The organism is Flavisolibacter ginsenosidimutans (genome assembly GCF_007970805.1).
In the GTDB taxonomy this organism is placed as follows: Bacteria; Bacteroidota; Bacteroidia; order Chitinophagales; family Chitinophagaceae; genus Flavisolibacter; species Flavisolibacter ginsenosidimutans.
Genome location: NZ_CP042433.1, coordinates 4008962 through 4029237 on the forward strand (window position 1 = coordinate 4008962; position 20276 = coordinate 4029237).

Genomic DNA, 20276 nt, shown 5'->3' on the forward strand with positions numbered 1-20276 from the left:
ACGATTAAACGCTGAAAGGTTGCCGCATAACGGCGGCTTTGCAGCTTAGGTTTCTTTCACCGCGGGTTCTTTGCGAACGAGCCTTACTTCACCTTCCGATACCTTGCCTTCGCCCGGAGCGCCGCGCAAAAGCTCCTGTGCCTGCAATGATTTTTTAATCGCGTCCATTACCTTTTTTGTAAGCAGGCCGTTGAGTACCACTTTGGCGCCAACCCACACCAAAAATTTTTCAATTCCCTTCAGCTTCACGCTGTTCATCAGCAGGCCCTGTGCCCGCTTGCGCACGGCGGGTTCAAAAGCATCCACTTTTTTTTCTTCCATTACCGGCCAGTTGCTGCCGCTTGAAAAAACGGGCATAGGCAGTTGGCCTTCGGGCGGATGCGGCGTGAAGATGGGAATGATTTGATAATGCCCTTCCTTGCGTTTGGAAGCAAAGGCCTCCTTGTTGATGCCCGCATAACCCTGCCGGAAGATTTCGTTTTCGTTCAGCGCTTTTTCCGATACCGTGAAATAGTCGCGCAGAAATAACTCGCAATTAAAGCGGCCCAAAAAATAATCGTGAATGCGAAACTCCTTGTTCAAAAAACCACTGAAGCCGCCCATCGCTCCGCAGGCAATGGCTTCATCGCCGGCGGCATCTTTTTCCGTGCCGTCAAGTTTGGGCAGGCGGCGCGAAGGCGCAATTAAAAATTGTCCCACGCAATTGTCGTTCATCGCGTCGGCAAGTTTTGCGGGCTTGGCCCGCATTTGCTCCAGCATGGCGCCGAAGGTGAGGCCTACCACATCGAACAATTTTTGGCTGCTCTTAAAGGCGCCCGGCTCGTGGCTCGGAAACGGGTCAATCAGCAGCACCGTACTACCAAATTTGTTCTCGTTGTTGTAGGCTTTGTTACCGTTTTCATCTTCTTTCTCATCGTCCGTTGCAACGTTGTTCAACACTTCCCGCACCCGTTCAAAAGGCTCGTTGTTAATCACGCCGCCGTCAACGTTAAGCGTGGTGCAGTAAGGGCCTTTTACCGGAAAGTGGTCGGTCACATCGCGGCAAAAGGGCAGCTTGTTAACCTCTGCGGCTTCGCGTTTCAGTTCCCTCGATTTCAACCCCACCGGAAAAGCGCCGGTGGCCATTGCGGCGTTCTTTGCCACGTCGGTGTTCTCGCCGGTTTTAAAATCAAGCGGTATCCAGCCGTCTTCCTCGCTGTGCTGCATTTCGCCGTCGGCATTCAGTTTAAAGCAAGCGTAGTCGTTGTGAATAGACATGTAATACTTGGCGGGTGATTTACCCGTGCCCTTCATGGCAATGTTGTAACCAAAGCCTTCAAGATTGGTAAGCGTGGCAAATACTTTCAGGTCTTTGCTGATGTAAGGCGGCGCAGGTTTCCATCCCACGGCATCGGTTTGCACCACGCGGCTTGCCACCGTGTCAATAAAGGAAGAATTAAGCAGCGAGATGATTTGTTCGTCTTCCATGTCCGCTGTGTCAAGCATCATCGAAAACATGTCTTCGCCCAAAAGGTCCACCCAGGAATGATAGAACTTGTTTTCGGGATGTTCTTCCTTCGCATTGGCCGTTTGCGGCGGCTTTACCGGTGTAATGGAATGATTGAGTGCCGCGGCCGTAATGATGCCCGTCATGCCACCCGCAGATGCGCCACCGATGACGGGAATCTCCACCTCGTGCGAAGGCGTATTTGGGTTGCCGGATTCTTTTTGTTTGCGCCATTCTTCAAGGGCTTCCATCAGGTAATCCATCACGCCGGCCGTATAAGCACCGGCCGATACGGCGCCAGCCATGCAAACGCCGACGTAAAATTTTTTGTTGGTTTCTGGTTGCGGCATACGTAAAATTTTAGGACTGTGAATTGTACTTGCTAAACTTGCTTCGTGAAGGCGCGGAAGGCGTTGTTTTCAGAAGGGAAAAAAGGATGAAGGGAAGGCCTTGCGTTAGGCCTTGTGAATATAAAAACGATTGGTTTCATTTCCCAATAAACTGTTTCGCCGGAGGTGTGGAAGTTTAAGCCGACCTATTGGAACGCAAAGGATGGCAGTAAAGAAGTCTTTCGGCAATAAACGGTGTCTTTCTAACGACGTACAAAAATCCGCCGCATCAGTTCATACAGTTCGGGATGCAATTGGCGAAACGTTTCCGGCTGGCTAAAAAAATATTCCGCCAGCACCGCAAAACATTCCACCGGGCTGGTGGCGGCGTAGGCATCTATCTCCGAGCGGCCGCTTCTGACGTCCTGCATTGTTTCTTCCAGCAATGTTTCCCAGCGCCCAACGTATTTGCGTTCCAGCAAAAGCTCGGGCACACCGTCCAGCGTTCCGTCCATTTTATCAATGAGATGAACAAATTCGTGAACGGCAGTATTGCGGTTACTGCCGGCATGAATGAAACCCTGTCGCAGTTCCCACTTGGAAAGAATCATCACGTTCTCCAATCCGCCCGAACCTACCATTCCCGAGATCGTTCGTTCGCGGCCGTGTTGTTCAAAATCGGTGTTGAAGTTGCCGGGATAAAGCAAGACTTCGCGCAGGTTTATGTATTCCCAATCGGGAATAAAATAAACCGGGATAACAGCCGCCGCACCAATCAGCACACGGTCGAGGTCTTCCACATCGGCATTGGCGCCGGTAATTTTTACGGTTGATAAAAAGCGCTGGAACTTCTCTTCAAAGCCTTTCTTTCCGTCTTCGTCAAGGGCCGCATAAAAGGAAACATAATCGTTGAGTAAATCCAGGTAATGATCGGGCAGAATAAAAACAGCCGCCTGTCTTGTGCGAAAAACAAGCAGGATGAGCAGGATGACAAGGGCCAGTACGAAAAGAATCTGTAACACCGTAACCATCGGCGTTGAAGATACTGTATGGATGGCAACGAGAGTAAATAGTGAATGGTGAGTGCGGCGGCACAGGGCTCACCATTCACAGTGCAGCTTCTTATTTTTTTGTGTAATTGAACATCCAACGAATGCCAAAGCGGTCGAGGCAACAGCCCCACAAAGCGCCCCAAAACTGATCCTGCAAAGGCGCAACATCGCTGCCGCCATCCGACAGCGCGTTGAACAACCGTTCGGTTTCTTCTCTTGAATCGGGTTCGAGATTGATGGTGGTGTTGTTGCCGATTTTTAATTTGTGTCCCATGCTTTCCAGCATGTCGGTGCCCATGATTTGCACGCCGCCCAGGATGGGCAATGCCACGTGCATCACCATGTTCTTCTCTGCTTCGGGAAGCGCCGGCATGTTCGGGTCAGCAGGAATATCACGCATGTACATAAAAGGCGATGAATAATCGGTTTTAAAAACAGACTTGTAAAATTCGAACGCTTCTTTCGTGGTGCCCTGGAAATTGAGGTAGATGGATACGCTGGCCATGATGAATTGGTTTTAGTGGTGAACAAGAAATGATTTGTTGCAAACAAAGATTGGAGGAAATACGGATTGCCGGTATTGCTGATTGCGACAATCTCAGGGGGCAATTGCGAACCGTGAAAAGGGAAAGATTTTACAGGCCAAACAACTTCAATACATCGTCACCATTGTGCACCGGAAAAGGTGCATGAAGCAAGCCACCGAGGTAATGAAAAAAGGCAGCGGATGTTTGGCTTTCATTGCGCCAATGTTTCACCGATGTATCGCCAGCCGATTTGGACAGCTTTTCGCCGCTCTCGTGCATCAACAGCGGATGATGGTAAAAACGAATCGAGGCAAACCGTTCTTCGCCCAGTTGCCTTGCCAAAAATTGTTGTGCAAGCGTAGAAGGCCAAAGGTCCTGGCCACGAACAATGAAGTCAATGCCAAAGTGCAAATCATCAACCACCGAAGCCAGTTGGTAAGCGGGCAGCCCGTCTTTTTTTCGCACGATAAAATTTTTCATTTCGGCGGGCAAATGCGCAATCGTTTCGTTTCCGTCAATTGTTCTTACGCAAACAGAATTTTCGTTTGTGCGCAAGCGCCAGCTTGCGCCATTGGCATCCAGCGGTAAATTTTTTTGGAAGCAGGTGCACGCATTGCTTTGCGTTCGCGAGCAAGTGCAGGCAAAGACCGCGTTGGTTTCTTTTAATTTTTCCAGTGCCGCCGCGTATAAATTCAGGCGGTGCCGCTGCGACCAATGGCGTTCAAATTCTTCTAAGCTTTGCGGGCCTTCGTCGCATTGAATATTTAAAAACCGGAGCGTTTGGAAAACGTCCGTTGCGTAGGCTTGCCGGTAACGTTCGCGGTCAAGATCATCTATGCGCAGCAAAAGTTTTGCGCTGTGTTTTTTCGCCAACGCGGCCGTCAATAAAAAGTTCACCGCGTTACCGGCATGAAGATAGCCGCTGGGCGTAGGCGCTATGCGTGTTTTGAGAAACGTTCCGTCAGGAGGCATGGTCAAGTTTACAAAGCCTTGCGCAAACAGGCCTGTGAAATTTATAAGGATGGCTCGTTAAAGGATGGTTTGCGCCGCTATTTCCGGCGCATCAGTTTTTCCTGCTGCGTAAGGCCTGTGGACGGAACGAAGTAGGTTCCGCTCATGATGTTTCCATCATCGGACAGCGTAAGCCGCAACGTATAAGCAACGCCCAATAACGACAAGTTCATCACGATGCTCCGCCCGTCTCTTTCGCCCGTGCCGGTGCCAATCGCCTGCCCCGCCGTTTGCGCTTCCGCCGTTATTTGCGAACCGTTTTGGGTTAAGAACAAGGTTGCTGTTTGCCCTTCCTCCACCTCGTCCCAAACCCCGGTAATGTTTTCGGCGGCGCTGTTCGTTTCGCCGTTTGAGGCAGCGGGTAACGATGTTTCGTTCGAAGATGAACCGGTGTTTGAAGACAGGTTTTCCGCCGGCTTGTTTGTGCCCGATTGAGATAGCCCATTGCCGGCTTTTTTTTCGTCCTGCATCAACGAACCGATTATGGCGAGCACCAGAAAACAAAGCAAAAAACCGCCGCCAACGTACAGCCAGGTTTTTTTCTTTGTGGGTTTTGCTGCTGGTGAGGAAGCGCTTTGCAAGGCCGCCCTTTTGGGCGGAATGCCGGCGGTATTTACCAAAAAATTCAACAGTTGGTCGGTATCGTAGCGCCAGCGCTTGTTGCTTATTTCGATGGATTGCCGCCGCAACAAGGGCTGCAGGTCTTCGGGCAATTGCTCCGCGTGTGGCAAGGTTCCGCCGTCCACCAAAACAGGCACCACGCGAACGTTGCGCTTCAGTGCCGTGCCCACTTCCAGCCGCACCCAATCATTGGGATTGTTAATGCGCGGTTCGCTGCCGGCATTGCCAAGCCAGCGCGGGCCAATGACGGCCAAAAACACATCACAAGCGCCAAGCGAACGTTCAATGGCTTCGGTAAAATCGGCGCCGGGTTCCAGGTTCTCAATGTCCATAAAAATCTGGTCGTCGGAAAAGTGCTGCTTCAGCGCATCCACCAGCCGGCCCGTTTCCCCGGCGGTATCGCTTACGCGGTAAGAGACGAATATTTTTTTGCTGGGCGTATTTCGCAGCGGCATAAAGCAGGCGTTGAGGGTGAAAGGAAGCGTTTGTCATTTGAAAATTAAAACAAAAAGGCGACCCTGGAAAGGGCCGCCGTGCTACATGAGAAAAAGTCTGCTATGCTTTACTGATTGTTTTGGTTTGTTGCCAGGTGCCGCCGCTTGCGTTGAGTGTAATTTTTTTGGATGCGTTCTCCAGCGTGATCACGTAGGTGGCGCCGTTGGGTGCCGAGGTTTCCTGCACGTCGCTGATCCAGTATGCGTTCAGGCGGTTTTTTAAACTTAGTTGCAAGGCCGTGGGCAATTGCGTGGAGAGAATGTGTTTTTTGTAAAAACGCAGTTTGCCGGTTTGCGAATAAACGGCCGTGATGTATTGGCCTTTGTGCTCAAACTGTACCCGGCAGCCCGAAGGTGTGCAGTTCCAGGTAGCGTTTGCGTTTTTGCCGTAAGCAGCTTCAAAAGCCTGTACGGCCGCGGGTTCTGTTGGTTTGCTGTTAACCGGTGTGCTTTTGGCAAAGAAGCTTGCGGCAAGTAAAACGAGGGTGAAAAACTGTTTCATATTTTTTGTTTTGTGTGTGTTGAATTGCTTTGACCACACAAACATAAAACAGCACGAAGGCCCTTGCCAACCGAAGCTGAACGAACTGCGGTTTTGCTTTTCCCAATGGCGGAAATGGGCTGACGAAGCGTTTTGGCGCAACGGTGAAATCAAAAGGTTAAAACGCCACCGGGCAACGCACCGCTGCCGCTGAAGAATTTCGGATGCTCAAAAAGGTTTTGTACGAAGCCGTTAATTCAAAACCGCCGCGTGCCGAGGAAGCCGAACGCAGCTTGCTCACGTTCACATCGTAGGTCATGCCGATGCCGAGTTTGTAATAATCCAGTTTAATCAACGGCATCACGGCATCGTTCCAGCGCACAAAAGCACCGGCCGATAAGCTCACGCCGTAGTCTTCGTCTTCCTGCAACACATCGTGCTTAAACATCAAACCGCCTTGCGTTTGCGTACTGCCGCCCTGCGAAAAACCATCGGCGTAAACAATCACTTTATCCGCATCAGATGTGGGCGCCGACAGGCCGGCGTTAATCATGTATTTGCGATTCAACTTCACATCCTTCGCGCCGCTGAAGGCCACCAGCGGTTGAAACACATGAAACATCGAACCACCGGCATAATACTTGGCGCCGTCTCCAAAAACTGAACTAAACAACAAACCTGCGGAGAGATCGTAATAGGTGAGATTGGTGTTGGTAAACACTTGCCGCGTTGGGTTGGTTGCGCTGTACGAACCGTTCACAAACTGGTCGTCAAAACTCAACTTAGACGCATCAAAACGTTGTTGCACCGGCCCGCCCATAAAGCCCGCAGAGATGTAGGTGTCTTTATCGCCGTTGAGTGAAATATGAAAGGTCAGTGCCGGGAGAATGGCCGTCTTGCCCAGCTTTGAATCACCGGCAACGTCGTTGGTTACCTGCAGGCCAAGCGCCATGTAATTCACATCGGACAAACGAAATTTTAATTCTGCGCCCAGTGCCTGTGTGCGATAAGGAACGGTAACACTTCCCCATTGATTTCTAAAAGCTGAAGTAATTCGCAAATCGCCGGTGAACAATCCGGAAAGCGCAGGGTTGCGCAGCAAAGGCAATTCGTAAAACTGCGAAAAGTTGATGTCTTGCGCGGATGACAGAAGGGTGATGACGGATGACAGAAGAAAGAAGAACGCTCTTTTCATAACACACGTTATTTGATGATGGACACATTTCCTTTGTAGGTATAGCTTGCGCCGTTTTCGCACACCGCTTCGCAGGTGTACACAAACACTTCGGGTCCGTTGACAACGCCTCTTACTTTTCCGTCCCAACCGTAGTTCGGGTCGTTGGGTTTGAAATTCGTTCGTTCAAAAATGAGGTCGCCCCAGCGGTTGAAGATGCGGAAATACTTCACCATCACAATGCCGCTGGCACGAACCGTTAGCATATCGTTGATGCCGTCGCCGTCGGGTGTGAACGCATTTGGAATAAACACTTGTCCGTCTTTGCAAAAGACTTTGATGCTGATGGTGTCGGATGCCGAACAACCGTAAGGCGTCGTGACCGTAACGGTGTACGTAATGTCCTTTTTGATTTCTGCAACCGGCAATGCGCAATTGCTACACGAAAGATTGGTGGTTGGTGTCCAATTCCAGTTTCGTATCGGCCCGTTTGTGATAACAGACGTTAACGGATACAAGGTGCCTGTTGCCAAGGTTTGATCGGGGCCGAGACTCACGGTTGGATATTGTCCGATGGCAACGGTAACGTAAGCTGTGTCGGTAAAGCAATTGAAGCCATCGTAACCAACAACGCGATACCTTGTTGTGACCGAAGGCGAAGCCGTGGGATTGGAAATGTTCACGTTGTTCAAACCAACGGCCGGTGACCAGTTGTAGAATGTTGCACCGCTCGCCAAAAGATTTACCGATTGTCCAATACAAATAGAATCGTCTGGTGCAACGGTCATCTTCAGCGGCTGCACAACGGTGATGACAACCGTGTCCCAATCGGCGCAGCCAAAACTGTTTTTGCCTTCCACAACATACGGCGTCGTTATTATCGGTGAAGCAATTGGATTCGGACAAGAATAGCAAGTCAAACCTTGTAACGGAAGCCATTGCCAGGTAGATGCACCGATGGCGTTTAACTGCACCGTATTGCCCTTGCAAAGATTGAGCGGCGGCGTGGCCGTTACCACGGGCGAAGGATTAATGCGAACGGTGTGATAAGCCGTATCGTAACAACCGTTCACCGTACCGGCAATTAGTTGAACGTTGTACGTGCCTGTTTGTGTGAACGTATAATTGAACTGCGGTCCCGTGCCCGTAGCACCGTTTGATAAATTCCATTGAACAAGGTTGAGCGGGTCAACCGTTTGCACCAGTGCGTTAAAAGCAATACTTCTTCGCGTGCAAGCCGTGTCGGTTGCGTTGATGCTCACGAGTGGTTTGCTCTTCACCAATACGTCTATTTGCTTTGAAATTGTATCGGTACAACCGCTGTTGCTTTGCACAATCATTTGAATTGTGTAGCGGCCGCTGGCACTGTAAACGTGTGAAGGGTTGCTGCCGGCTGCGGTTTTGTTGTCACCAAAATTCCACGCGATGTTTTTGATGCCGAAGAACACGTGCGAGGTATCAGTAAAAGTCAAAGTAGTCGAACCGCAGATTTCATTTTTCGCGAACGTAAAGCCGCCGTCAACTTTATCTACTTTGATGGTGTCAACACCTTTGAGCAAAACGTTGCAGCCGTTGCTTTGAAGCGTCACTTTTGGAATATAAAAGCCCGGATTTGAATAAGCATGAAAAACGGTTTGCTGCGTTGTGTTCAACACGGTACCGTCGCCAAAATCCCAATTGTAAGTTGATGCACCCGTTGCCACTGCCTGGAACTGCACGGCCGACGGTGAACACACAAAACCATGATTGTATTGCAAGGTTCCTTTCGGCCCAAGTACGTTGATTGTTTTTGTCGTGATGTACGTGCAGCCACCGGGAACTTTCACCGTGAGTTTTACGGGATATGTTCCGGCAGTTGTATAGGTATGAACAATGCTGTCGCCGGTTGCCGTTGTGCCGTCGCCCAAATCCCAAGCAGCCGAAACGGAAGGCTTGTTTTTGTTCACAAGCGTAACGGTGAACGGTGAGCATTGCCCCACCGAATCGCTCACGGTAAAGAAGCCCGTTTGCGTAGTGGTGACCGTGACTGTTTGTTTCGCACTGTCGGTGCACACGTTGCCCGATGCGTTGTTTCGAAACGCGGTCAGCACAACGTTGTAAACACCCGGTGTTGTGTATAAATGAAACGGATTCGAAAGCGTTGACGTAGTGCCGTCGGCAAAAGTCCAGAGGTAAGCCGTGGCGCTGTCGGACTGATTAATGAAGCGCACCGAATCACCAATGCACACGCTGAATTTGTTTGCCGTAAACGATGCCTTTGGCTTCGGATACACAACAATGGTTTCGGTTGTGGTGGTGTCGCTGCAATTGTTGATGGCCTGCAACTTCACCGTGTAGGTTCCCGGCGAAAGATAAGTATGACGAACCGTGTCAACGTTCTTCGTCGTTGTGGTGTTTGCACCGTCGCCAAAATTCCAAAGGAAGACCGATGCGCCCTGCGAATTGTTGATGAAAGAAACCGGGTGCGGTTCGCAACCAAAATGCTCGGTACCGTTTACTGCAAGGTTTAAGCGAATGGTGTTGGGTGCAACGATAACCGAATAGGTTAACGAGTCAGCGCCACATTCGTTCACGGCTTTCAGCTTCACGTAAAAAGTATCTACCACACCGGTAATGAAGGTGTGTTGCACGCTGTCAAGGTTTGTAGTTGACAAGGTTGTGCCGTCGCCAAAATTCCAGAAGTAGGTGTTGTTCGTTCCTTTCGACGTGTTTCGAAACGTTACGTGCATTGGTGAGCAGCCAACGGTTTTTGTTGGCGTAAACAAAGCTTTTGGTTTTGATTTCACGCGAATGCTTCGTGTAAACGTTAGCGTATCGCAAGGCGAAAAAACCTTGAGCTTAACGAAGTAAGTCGTGTCGCCGTAGTTCGGATTGGGTGCAAACGTGATGGAACCTGGTTGCACCGCGACGGACGTTTGCCCGTTGCCAAAATCCCAGAAATAGGTGTACTCGTTTACGTAGGTGCTCGTGTTGGTAAACGAAACAGTGATGGGTCCGCAACCAACGGTGTCGCTCATCGTAAACGAAGGCGTGGGCTTGCGAACGGTTTTGAACTTTTGCGACAGGCTATCATCTTTACAACCATACGTTGAAATCGTTTTCAGCTTGATGAAAACCGAGTCGTTTTCGTTTGCGATGGTATAGCCGGGGAAAGTTGCGCCGGTTCCAATTTGTACACCGTTCGCATACCAAACGTATTGGCTGTTTGCAGTGGACGTTTGCAGATTAATGATCGTTTGCGTGATTACAAACGGTGGACACTTGAGCGTATCTCTTGGCAGGAACAAAGCCTTCGCGTTCGGATTGACCGTGATGGTAACAACGTTGCTTGTATTGCCCAGGGTTCCGTTGCATAAATCCGTTGAAACAATCCGCCGGTACTGCGTTGTTTGCGTCAGCGCACCCGGTGAATAGCCAATGCTAGTTGCACCGCCAATGTTGCTCCACGTTGTGCCGTTATCGGTTGATTGTTGCCATTGATAATTGTACGAACCGCTGCCGCCGCTTGGTGCGGAGCCGTTTAACGGCAATGGCGTTAAGCCGGTGCAAATGGTTTGGCTGGCGCTGATACTGTTGTTTGCCAACGCGGGTTGCACAATGATTTGAACCGTGTCGGAAAAGCTGCTGCAGGGTGTGGCATTCACACTTCTGCGATACCAGGTTGTCGTCGTTGGTGTAACGGTAAGTGCAGGCGATGTCGCTCCGGTAACGTTGTTGAAATTGATTCCGTCGGTTGATTGTTGCCATTGATAGGTGTAAGTGCCGCCACCGCCCGCGGCATTGATGCCCGGTATCATGACCGGCGTGCCCGCGCAGACGGTCTGCGTTGCATTGCTAACCGAATTCACCAACGGAAGTTTGTTGTCAATCACCACCGTGTCTTTTGTTGAAGGACAAGAAGCAAAACCGGTTTGCGTCCACACAAATTGATAGAGCGTACCGGGAACCAAACCCGTTACCGTTGTCGTATTTGAATTGGGTGATGTAATGGTTGCACTTGTTCCAATCTGCGACCAAACACCGGTTGTGCCGCTCACGGAATTGGCCGCAAGGTTCACTGTTGTTTGTGCGCAAAGGCTTTGGTCAGGGCCTGCGTTCGCGTTGGCGGTTGCGGGCTTCACAGTAATGTTGTATTGCATCGGCGTACCGTCACAAGTTGTACCGGCATATGTGTATCGGGGAATAACTTTTATCGTAGCAACCGCATCACTTGTACTCGCGTTACTCGTTGTATAACCCGGCACTTGTGCACCGTTTCCGTTTGTTAGGCTAACGCCGCTGCCGCTTACCGTCCAACTGTAACTCACACCGATGCCTGCAAAAGTTCCCGTATCAGCGATAGGCGCATAAGCCGGAACGAATTGCCCCGTACACAAGGTTGTATCACGGTTTTGCTGAAGTACGATGGTTGGCAATACAATGATTTTAAACGTTGCTGTGTCGCCGTTGCAACTCACACCGTTTGCCGTGAAGACCAGAACGACTTTAACGTTTGCGGCAACGGGCACTTTTGGATTGCTCCCGTTTGCTGTTATGAAAGAAGCAATGTTCCCTGTGCTGCTTGCACCCAAACCAATCGCTGTATTGTCGTTTATCCAAGCGTATGATGTTGCTTGCGGTAATGATGTGAACGCAATATTGCCCGACGGTGAATTGTTGCAAAAAACTTTATCGGTCAAACCCGTCATTACGGGCTTTGGATTCACGGTGATTTGCACTACAGAAGAATACACCGAACACTGTCCGCTCGAAACTCTTCTCCGGTAGTAGGTTGTTGCGGTTAATGCCGGTGGTAGAAAATCAACGTTGGTTGCGTTTGTGACGGGTGTCCACGGCCCTGCACTGTTTGATGCGCTTTCCCATTGATAAGTAAACGCACCGTTTCCGCCCGTTGGTTGTTGACCGCGCAGCGTATCGGGTTGTGTGTTCCAGCAAACGGTTTGGTTGATGCCAATGTTTGCGTTGGTCAAGCTGCCCTGCACGTTGATGGAAACAACGTTGGACGTATCGCTGCAGGTTGCGCTGTTCACCACGCGGCGGTATTGCGTTGTGCTGCTCACCGTGCCGGGATTGTAGCTCGCGGCCGTAGCGCTATTGATGTTCGCCCATGTGGTTCCCCCATCCGTTGATTGTTGCCATTGATAAGTAAAGTTTCCCGAGCCGCCGCTCAGCGTTCCTTGTTGTGTAAGGGCAGCGGCGCTGCTGCCGTTGCAGATGGTTTGGTCGGAAGCGATGTTGTTGTTGGTAATTTTTGGATTGACCGTAACAATGATTTTTGCCGTGTCGCTTTCGCAGGGATAGCCGTTCGTTTGCGTGACGTAATAGGTGGTGTTGCCCGCTGCGGAAGTGGAAGGCGTGGGCGGTGTAGTTGTTCCGTTGGCAAGCGGGTAAACCGTGTACCAATTCACCGTGTTGCTGCCAGTGCCCGTTGCGCTCAGCGGTTGGGCCGTTTCGTTCAAACAATAAATTACCGGGCGAACAACGGTTGGTTTGCCGGGACGCGGGCTGACGGTGATGGTGAAGGATTGCGCACTACCCGAGCAACCACTCGTCGGTGTAACGGTGATGGTTGCTGTGATGGGTGAACCGGTATTGTTGGATGCGGCGAAACTGGCGATGCTGCCGTTGCCACTTGCAGCAAGACCAATAGCCGTGTTGGTGTTTGTCCAACTAAACGTTGCACCTGTCACGGAACTTGTAAACGTAAAGACACCGGTTTGTTCGCCTGCACAAAACGTTTTGTTGGCGGGTACGCTTACATCTGGCGCGGGATTAACGGTAATATTTTTTGTGATGGTGGTTGTGCCGCATTCGTTCGTTACGTCGAGTGAAATAGTATATGTTCCCGACGTATTGTAAGTGATGGTTCCGGGACTTGCCAACGTGGAAGTAGATGGTGTGCCGCCGGGAAAATTCCAAACATACGTAACGGCATTTGTTGCATAACAATTGGCAATGTTTGCCGAAGGATTGATCGAGTTGTTTTGACAAACCGCTGTTGGTGCGGTGATGCTTCCTTGCGGTTTGGTTTTAACGGTGACGGTTTGGTTTGCAGGTGTAGAAGCGCATAAGTCAAATGAGTTTTTTGTAATGAGGTTTATTGTATAGATACCGGGGTTTGTAAAATTAAATTGTGGTTGCACAGATGTTGCACTTGTGCCATTAACGTAAGGGTTAGTCGGAGGTGCATTAGGGGTGCAGCCAGCGGTGTTATTGTAACTTACTGACCACTGATATGTGTTTGAACCACAAATCGGATTGTTCGAATTGTTTGTTGTTGTTAGATTGAACGGTGCACAGCCATTGTTTGCATTTAATACAAACGCAGCTAACGGAGTAGGATTTACGCAGATGCTTCGTATGGAAGAATCTATACCGCAGTTTTGATTGCCGCCTTTTAGTTTGATAAAATAGGTGCCGGGGCTTGTGAATCGAATCGAAACTGAATTGTCCCCCAGCGCCCATACGTTTGGATTATTTACTCCATTATCATTTCCCAAATTGCCTCTGGTTACTGTCCATCCCGTTGCAGGCGAAATAGACCAGACTGATTTGCCTGCACTGCAGTTGCCATTAATTACATCGTCAATGGATCCGCTTGTATTTGTGAGGGTCAGTGTTGTATTCACGCAGATTGTATCTCTTGGTGTAATTGCAAACCCCATTCTCGGCTTTTGAGAAACATAAATCGGCGCAACTGTTGCCGACGAAGTAAGGCAAGGATTCGAAGCCGTAATTGTTGCAGCAAAGGAATTCGCATAACCTCCGCTTGTTACACCGCATGAACCCCTATTGAATGTGTGTGTAATGTCAGCAGGGGCTGGATGTGGAAAAGAAACAGTGCCTGAACCGTCATTAAATGTTACTGTGTAAATAGTATTTGCCGGGTTGGAGCTTGTATTTGAAACAGGGAAGGTTAATGCTGTTCCGGTGCAAATTGTAGTATTTCCTGGGTTTCCCAAACCCACTGCTGGATTGCTACCAATAAAAACATGATAAGAGCCTGTATCTGTGCAACCGCTGGAGTTTGTAACAATGAAAAGCAAATTAAAGTCGCCAAGACCGTATGTATGTGACTGCGGACTTGAAGAAGGAAAACTTGTTGCTGTAAAGTCGGGACTGCTATCTCCCCAAATAATTTTGAAGCTGGTGTTAGAGCTGTTGTTAAGCGAGTTGTTGTAGAAAGTAAAATTGGCTGTCGTTAACGACGAGCACTGGGTAAAATACGTCTGCCCATTATAAATATTTATAGTAGGGCCAGCCAGAATAGTACTTGGCGAATTTGTAGTGACCGTCCTTGAAATTGTATCGGAGCATCCGTCAGAGCTGGCTACAATCAGTTTAACGGTAAAGTTTTGAATACCGTTCGAGGGTGCACCGATAAAATGGTGCGTCGGATTAAGGAGCGTCGATGTATTGTTGGTGCCAGAGGCAGGATCTCCAAAATCCCATAAGTAGGTGAGATTATTCCCGGCAGAAGTGTTTGTAAATGCAATTGGAAGGCTGCCACATTGATTGTTGGGAGAAAAAGTAAACCCGGCACTGGGCTTGGGAAAAACAATAACAGTTACAGGCCCATAAACCGTATCAACACCATTGCCAGTTAAGTGTACCGTATAATCGCCTGAAGTTGTTGCGGTATAATTGATGTTGGTTGCACCGCCAATATTTGCTCCGTTGTTCTGCCATTGAAACGACACACCGGACGGCGCACCTTGTACCGTAAGTTGTACGCTTCCTCCCTGGCAAAAATTTAAAGGGCCGTTTGCAACAATTGATTGCCCGAACGCACACGCAGAAAAAACAAAACAAAGAAGCAGCAGTTTATATCGTCTCATAAAAGGCCGTTGGTTTTGGTCAGCGCTGCAAGATAGAAAAAAGCCTTTCTACCTGCAATCCTTCAAAAGAGCAAAGGCCGGGCAGTCGTAGTCCGCCTAAGTCCAACCAAGCTTTTTGGCTTTTTACCGAAAACCAATACCCGCCTGATTTTGCGACACGATTCATCGGTAAATTTAATACGTCTCTACCCGCCCTTTTTCTTCACCTCAAACGCTCTATTATGGGAAATAAAAACCTTACGCGAAGGCATTTCTTCCGTTCGCTTGCCGCCCCGGCAGACACAGGCACGCAAGACGATCCGCTGTTTGAGAAATACAGCCGGAAAAAATTAACCACGCGGCATTACAGCACCGACGAAGTACAATTAAAAGTCGGTACTGAAGAAGACACAAGCGTCGCGCAACGCACGGGCAATCCCGTTACCAGCGGCCTGAATGCTTATGCCGGTACGTGGACAGAATGGGAAGTGCTGCACCTTTTGCGCCGCACCAACTTTGGCTGGAAGAAAGCCTGGGTAGATGCCTTGCTTCCACTAACGCCATCGGCCGCGGTAGATGCGGTACTCAACATAAACAACACGCCACCATCGCCGCCGGTAAACTGGTACCAGAACATTGCCAACAACGCCGATGAAAACAACCTGCCTTACGGTGCCGACTGGACGAATGATTTCTTTCCCACAAACTCCGTGGGACAAACCACCAACAGCAACCGAAACAGCGGCATGCGGCGCTGGTTGTTCGGGTTGATCTTAAACGGCGATGCCACCATTCGCGAGAAAATGGTTTGGTTCTGGTATCATTTTATTCCCATTGATTTTGACACGATCTATCAATCGTCCAACGCTTACATCAATACCAATTCCGCACGGTTCTTTTACCGTTACTTCAAGCTCTTTCGCGATAATGCTTTGGGCAATTTTAAAACCCTCATTCGCGCCGTGGCCGTAGAACCCGGCATGATGTATTACCTGAACAACCAGCAAAACAGCGCCACGGCACCCGATGAAAATTTTGCCCGGGAGTTGATGGAACTCTTTACGTTGGGCAAGGACGATCCGAACAACACGTATGCACAAAGCGATGTAGTAGCGGCCGCACAAGTGCTTACCGGCTGGCGGGTGCAAAGCATCAACACCGCGAATCCCGCTACCAATTTTGTTTCGGGATCGCACAAGCAGGGCAACAAAACTTTTTCTTCGTTTTTTAACAACACGGTCATCACGGGCCAAACGGGAGCCGCTGGCGCAAACGAATTGGATGCGCTCATCAACATGATTTTTTCAAAACAGGTGGAGGTGAGCAAATACATCTGCCGCAGGCTGTATCGCTATTTTGTTTATTACGACATTGACGCAAACATTGAAGCGAATGTGATTGCGCCGCTGGCGCAAACATTCGTTGCCAACAACTGGAACATTCAGCCGGTGCTAAACCAGTTGTTCAAGAGCGAACATTTTTTTGACATGGCCAACCGCGGTTGTTATATCAAAAGTCCCTTCGATTTAGTGGGCGGCGCCATCAACATGCTGGCCTTAAATACAACGGATGCGAACATTGAGTACCAGTACCGAATCTGGAGCAAATACAACGACGGCTATTGCCTGAGCATGGAGCAGCAGATGGGCACCATACCAAACGTCTCGGGATGGAACGCTTATTATCAAACGCCGGCTTACCACGAGTACTGGATAAATTCCAACTCCGTGCAAAAGCGCTTCACGTTTATCCAGGACATGTTTAACGGGCATACGGTAGGCAGCGTGTACAGCGGCGGAACTACGTTGCGTTCTTTTAAGGTTGACCCGGTGGCTTTTGCACTTTCCTTTGGCAACGCCATTGCCCGCGACCCCAACGCACTAACCGCCATTTGCATAAAATATCTTTTGCCGATTGATCTAAGCCAGGGACAAAAAGACCAACTGAAGGGCTCTACGTTGTTGAGCGGGCAGTCTACCGATTCGTATTGGACCACGGCTTGGGATACCTGGTACAACAACCAAACATCGGCCAACCGCTCGGTGATTGAACCGCGGTTGAAGAATCTTCTTTCGGGCATTTGTCAACTAGCAGAATACCAATTGATGTGAGGCGACAAACGATAAACGCGAAACCGTGAATCGTTCCGTTATCGGCTTCTCCGGTCTCCCGTCTGACGTTTCACTTCTCACGTTTCACCTTTAAACCCGCTTCAATGAAACGCCGCGATTTTATAAAAAACACGTCCGCTGCTTCGGTTCCGTTGCTGCTCAACAACATTCCGCTTTTTGCTTCACCTTCTACCGGCAACAATCTGCTCGATATGCTGGCGCAAAGCTCGCAGAGTTGTGGCAAGGTGCTCGTCGTCATTCAGCAAAACGGCGGGAACGACGGCTTAAACACCGTCATCCCCCTGGACAAATATTCTACCCTGCAAAACGTCCGCAGCAACATTCTGCCCCCGCAAGCCAACATTCTTGCACTGAACGGAACAAGCACCACCGGCTTAAATCCGGCCATGACGGAGATGCGTGATTTGTACAACAACGGCAAGCTTGCCATCGTGCAGGCAGTTTCTTATCCCAATCCAAACTTTAGTCACTTTAGAGCAACGGACATTTGGTTTTCCGGCTCCGCATCCAATCAATATTGGGATACCGGTTGGTTGGGCAGAGATCTTGATACAACGTATCCAAATTATCCGCAGAATTATCCCAACACGCAAGCCCCCGATCCGCTGGCGGTTCAAATTGGTTCAACCCTGCCGTTTTCTTTACAAGGCCCGGCGGTGAACATGGGTTACAATGTTACGGACCCGAATGCGTTGCTAAATGTGATTAACGCCACGACTGACCCTGCACCGAACAACGATTACGGTCACGAGCTAACGTTTTTGCGGTTGATGAAAGACCAAAGCAACGTGTACCGCGGCCGCATCACATCCGCTTACAATGCGCAGCAAACACTTTCAACGTTGTACCCGGCATCGGGCAATACGCTGGCCAATCAATTAAAGATGGTGGCGCGATTGATTGGCGGCGGACTGCAAACGCCGATTTATATTGTCAATCATCCGTACTCGCACGATACGCATTCCGCGCAAGTCAATTCGGATTTGATCACCGGCACGCAGGCCAACAACTTGAGCATTCTGTCGAAAGCGGTTGCCGCTTTTCAGGATGACATTGAAAAGATGGGCAAGGGCTCCAAAGTAACGGGCATGACCTTTAGCGAATTTGGCCGCCGCGTGATGAGCAATGCATCTGTCGGTACCGATCACGGTACGGCTGCGCCTGTGTTTTTTTTCGGGGCCGCTCTTCAGGCAGGCGTCATCGGCACGTCGGCGTCGTTTTCCGTTAACGGTAGCGGTAACATTGATGTAAACTCACAAGTGAATATGCAGTATGACTTCCGCCAATTGTATGCAACGGTGATGCAGGACTGGCTTTGCTTAACCCCAACCGAATCGGCAACCGTGTTGGGAAGTTCATTTCCCAAATTGCCCATCTTTGCGGCGGCGGCGCCGTTGCCGCTGGAAGGTGTTTCGCTTACGGGGCAATACTACCAGGGTCAAAGCCGACTGAATTGTCATGCCGAACAAAACGGGAAATACCGTTGGTATGCGTTGGAGTTTTCTACCGATGGAAGCCAGTTTGCCGAAGTAAGCCGGCAAACAAATACAAGCCTTGCCGCTGCGGCAACTTATACCTTCTTGCACACAACATCGGCACCCAAAATGTTTTACCGCATTGCCGCGCAAAACCTACAAGGCAAAACGGATTATTCAAACACCGTCTTGCTTCGTTCCTCCGACAGGCAACAATTAATACGCGTCTTTCCGAACCCGGTTCAGAACAACAATATCCACGTTGAATTTTTTGAAAAGGTTGACGGCCCTGTTGACGTAACGATTTACGATTTGGTGGGCGCCAAGGTTTATTACAACCGTTTCAGCGGCGTGCAAAACAGTTTGGCCTTTCGCGTGCCGCCTTCGTTCTCGCGGGAAACGCATTACATACTCGAAGTTGTTTACGGCGACACGAGGGCGAGGGAGCAAATCATTTTCCGGTAAAGAGAGAAGGATATTAAGGTATTGGGATATTGAGATAGTGAAAGCCGAGAGGCAATCCACAATATCTCCATATCCCAATATCGCATTATCGTTACTTCAGGTCTTCTTTCGGTGGCGCAAAAACAAAAACAGGTTCGGGCGCCGGTTCTTCACTTAACAAACGTTCTACCTTGTTAACCAAATACTCCGATTGAAAGGGTTTGGCCACGTAATCATCAGCGCCAAAGGAAAGCGGGCCGCTGATGGGATAATTATATCCCGACATTAAAATGACTTTTGCTTTGCGGGCGCCTTCGGCGTGCTTTATCTTCCAGCAAAGCTGGCGGCCATCATCGCCGGCAATGTTTATGTCAAGAATAACCAGATCGGGCTTGAATAAAGACAGTACGTACTCGGCTTCGGGCATGGAAGCAGCGGATTCGATGAGGTAACCGGATTTTTGCAGTTTGCGTTCCAGCAACATCAACAGGTCAATGTCATCATCCACCAGCAGGATGCGCTTTGTTTTGTGTTTTTCTGTTTGCATACACCAACTTTAAGGTTCGTCAATAATTGGTACGGTTCTCAAAGGTGGCACGGATAGAAGGTAGCTTTCAGGGGTGGATAAACAAAAGAAGCCGTTGTTTTTCACGTGTTGCAACCGGTCCTCTTCTTAGAATAAAACTACATGTATAGATGGCGACAATCAAGCGAAAATTCAACCGAGTTTGCAAGCCGTGTATTTACGGAAAGCCATGATTTTATTTCGCGGGACTACGCAATGAAAGCCGTGTTTTTACGGAAGAAAAAAATTTTTTAAAGCAAAACCGCACAAAATCATCTGTGCATAATTTTTTTTCTTCTGGCAAAAACAAAACACAAACTGCGAAGCGAAGCCACCTTTCTTTGTCTTCAGAATTGAACAAGGCTTGTGCAAAACTATTTCCCCAAAAAATCTTTCCCGTGCTTTCTACCTTTCAGTAAAACCACACCTGCCACAACCATTAAAACAAATGTGCCATGACCGGAGAACGCAACTTGCTTCTGCGTGATACAGCAATTGAAACATGGAACGAAGAACTGGCCCGCGCAAAAAAATACAAGGAAGCCATGCAAAAGCGAAAGACCGAAAAACTGGTGAGCAAACAAATTGAAAAACTCAAGAAAGCTTCGCTGGTGGGGCGGCTGAAGATAGAACCCTGATTGCGAATACGGGAATCAAGAGACAGAATA

General features: G+C 49.4%; 12 protein-coding genes. 3 read left to right on the forward strand and 9 right to left on the reverse strand.

Translation table 11 applies throughout. The features are described from left to right. Nucleotides 1-45 precede the first annotated feature (45 nt). The 8 genes from FSB75_RS17090 to FSB75_RS17125 all read right to left on the reverse strand — a co-directional run bounded on the left by FSB75_RS17090 (nt 46) and on the right by FSB75_RS17125 (nt 13318). Nucleotides 46-1836, reverse strand: a complete 1791-nt coding sequence (locus FSB75_RS17090) for a patatin-like phospholipase domain-containing protein (protein ID WP_146789981.1) — start codon at nt 1834-1836, stop codon at nt 46-48. Nucleotides 1837-2078: 242 nt separating this feature from the next. Further along, on the reverse strand, nt 2079-2846 hold the full coding sequence (locus tag FSB75_RS17095; protein ID WP_146789983.1) for a M90 family metallopeptidase: 768 nt from the start codon (nt 2844-2846) through the stop codon (nt 2079-2081). A gap of 91 nt (nt 2847-2937) precedes the next feature. Further along, a complete protein-coding gene (locus FSB75_RS17100) occupies nt 2938-3372 on the reverse strand; it encodes a VOC family protein (RefSeq protein ID WP_146789985.1) in 435 nt (144 codons plus the stop codon). 130 nt (nt 3373-3502) lie between these two features. Continuing rightward, nucleotides 3503-4366: a glutamate--tRNA ligase family protein gene (locus FSB75_RS17105; protein WP_146789987.1), complete on the reverse strand. Its 864-nt coding sequence runs from the start codon at nt 4364-4366 to the stop codon at nt 3503-3505. Nucleotides 4367-4443: 77 nt separating this feature from the next. Further along, nucleotides 4444-5481, reverse strand: coding sequence for a toll/interleukin-1 receptor domain-containing protein (locus tag FSB75_RS17110; protein WP_146789989.1), 1038 nt, complete (start codon nt 5479-5481; stop codon nt 4444-4446). Nucleotides 5482-5581: 100 nt separating this feature from the next. Continuing rightward, nucleotides 5582-6022 carry a hypothetical protein gene (locus tag FSB75_RS17115; protein WP_146789991.1) on the reverse strand — a complete coding sequence of 147 codons (441 nt, stop codon included), beginning with the start codon at nt 6020-6022 and terminating at the stop codon, nt 5582-5584. 157 nt (nt 6023-6179) lie between these two features. Beyond that, a complete protein-coding gene (locus tag FSB75_RS17120; protein WP_146789993.1) occupies nt 6180-7196 on the reverse strand; it encodes a PorP/SprF family type IX secretion system membrane protein in 1017 nt (338 codons plus the stop codon). A gap of 8 nt (nt 7197-7204) precedes the next feature. Then, nucleotides 7205-13318 carry a PKD domain-containing protein gene (locus FSB75_RS17125; RefSeq protein WP_172623201.1) on the reverse strand — a complete coding sequence of 2038 codons (6114 nt, stop codon included), beginning with the start codon at nt 13316-13318 and terminating at the stop codon, nt 7205-7207. Nucleotides 13319-15234: 1916 nt separating this feature from the next. Here FSB75_RS17125 and FSB75_RS17130 point away from each other — a divergent pair. Then, a complete protein-coding gene (locus FSB75_RS17130; RefSeq protein ID WP_146789997.1) occupies nt 15235-17103 on the forward strand; it encodes a DUF1800 domain-containing protein in 1869 nt (622 codons plus the stop codon). A 104-nt stretch (nt 17104-17207) separates the two neighbouring features. Further along, nucleotides 17208-19064 (forward strand): DUF1501 domain-containing protein, encoded by a 1857-nt coding sequence (locus tag FSB75_RS17135; protein WP_146789999.1) that lies wholly within the window; start codon nt 17208-17210, stop codon nt 19062-19064. 91 nt (nt 19065-19155) lie between these two features. Here the strand turns inward: FSB75_RS17135 and FSB75_RS17140 are convergent, their stop codons facing one another. Next, on the reverse strand, nt 19156-19590 hold the full coding sequence (locus FSB75_RS17140; protein ID WP_146790001.1) for a response regulator: 435 nt from the start codon (nt 19588-19590) through the stop codon (nt 19156-19158). 473 nt (nt 19591-20063) lie between these two features. Between FSB75_RS17140 and FSB75_RS17145 the strand changes: the two genes are divergently transcribed. Then, entirely contained in the window at nt 20064-20246 is a 183-nt protein-coding gene (locus FSB75_RS17145) for a hypothetical protein (RefSeq protein ID WP_146790003.1), read from the forward strand. The last annotated feature ends 30 nt before the right edge of the window (nt 20247-20276 follow it).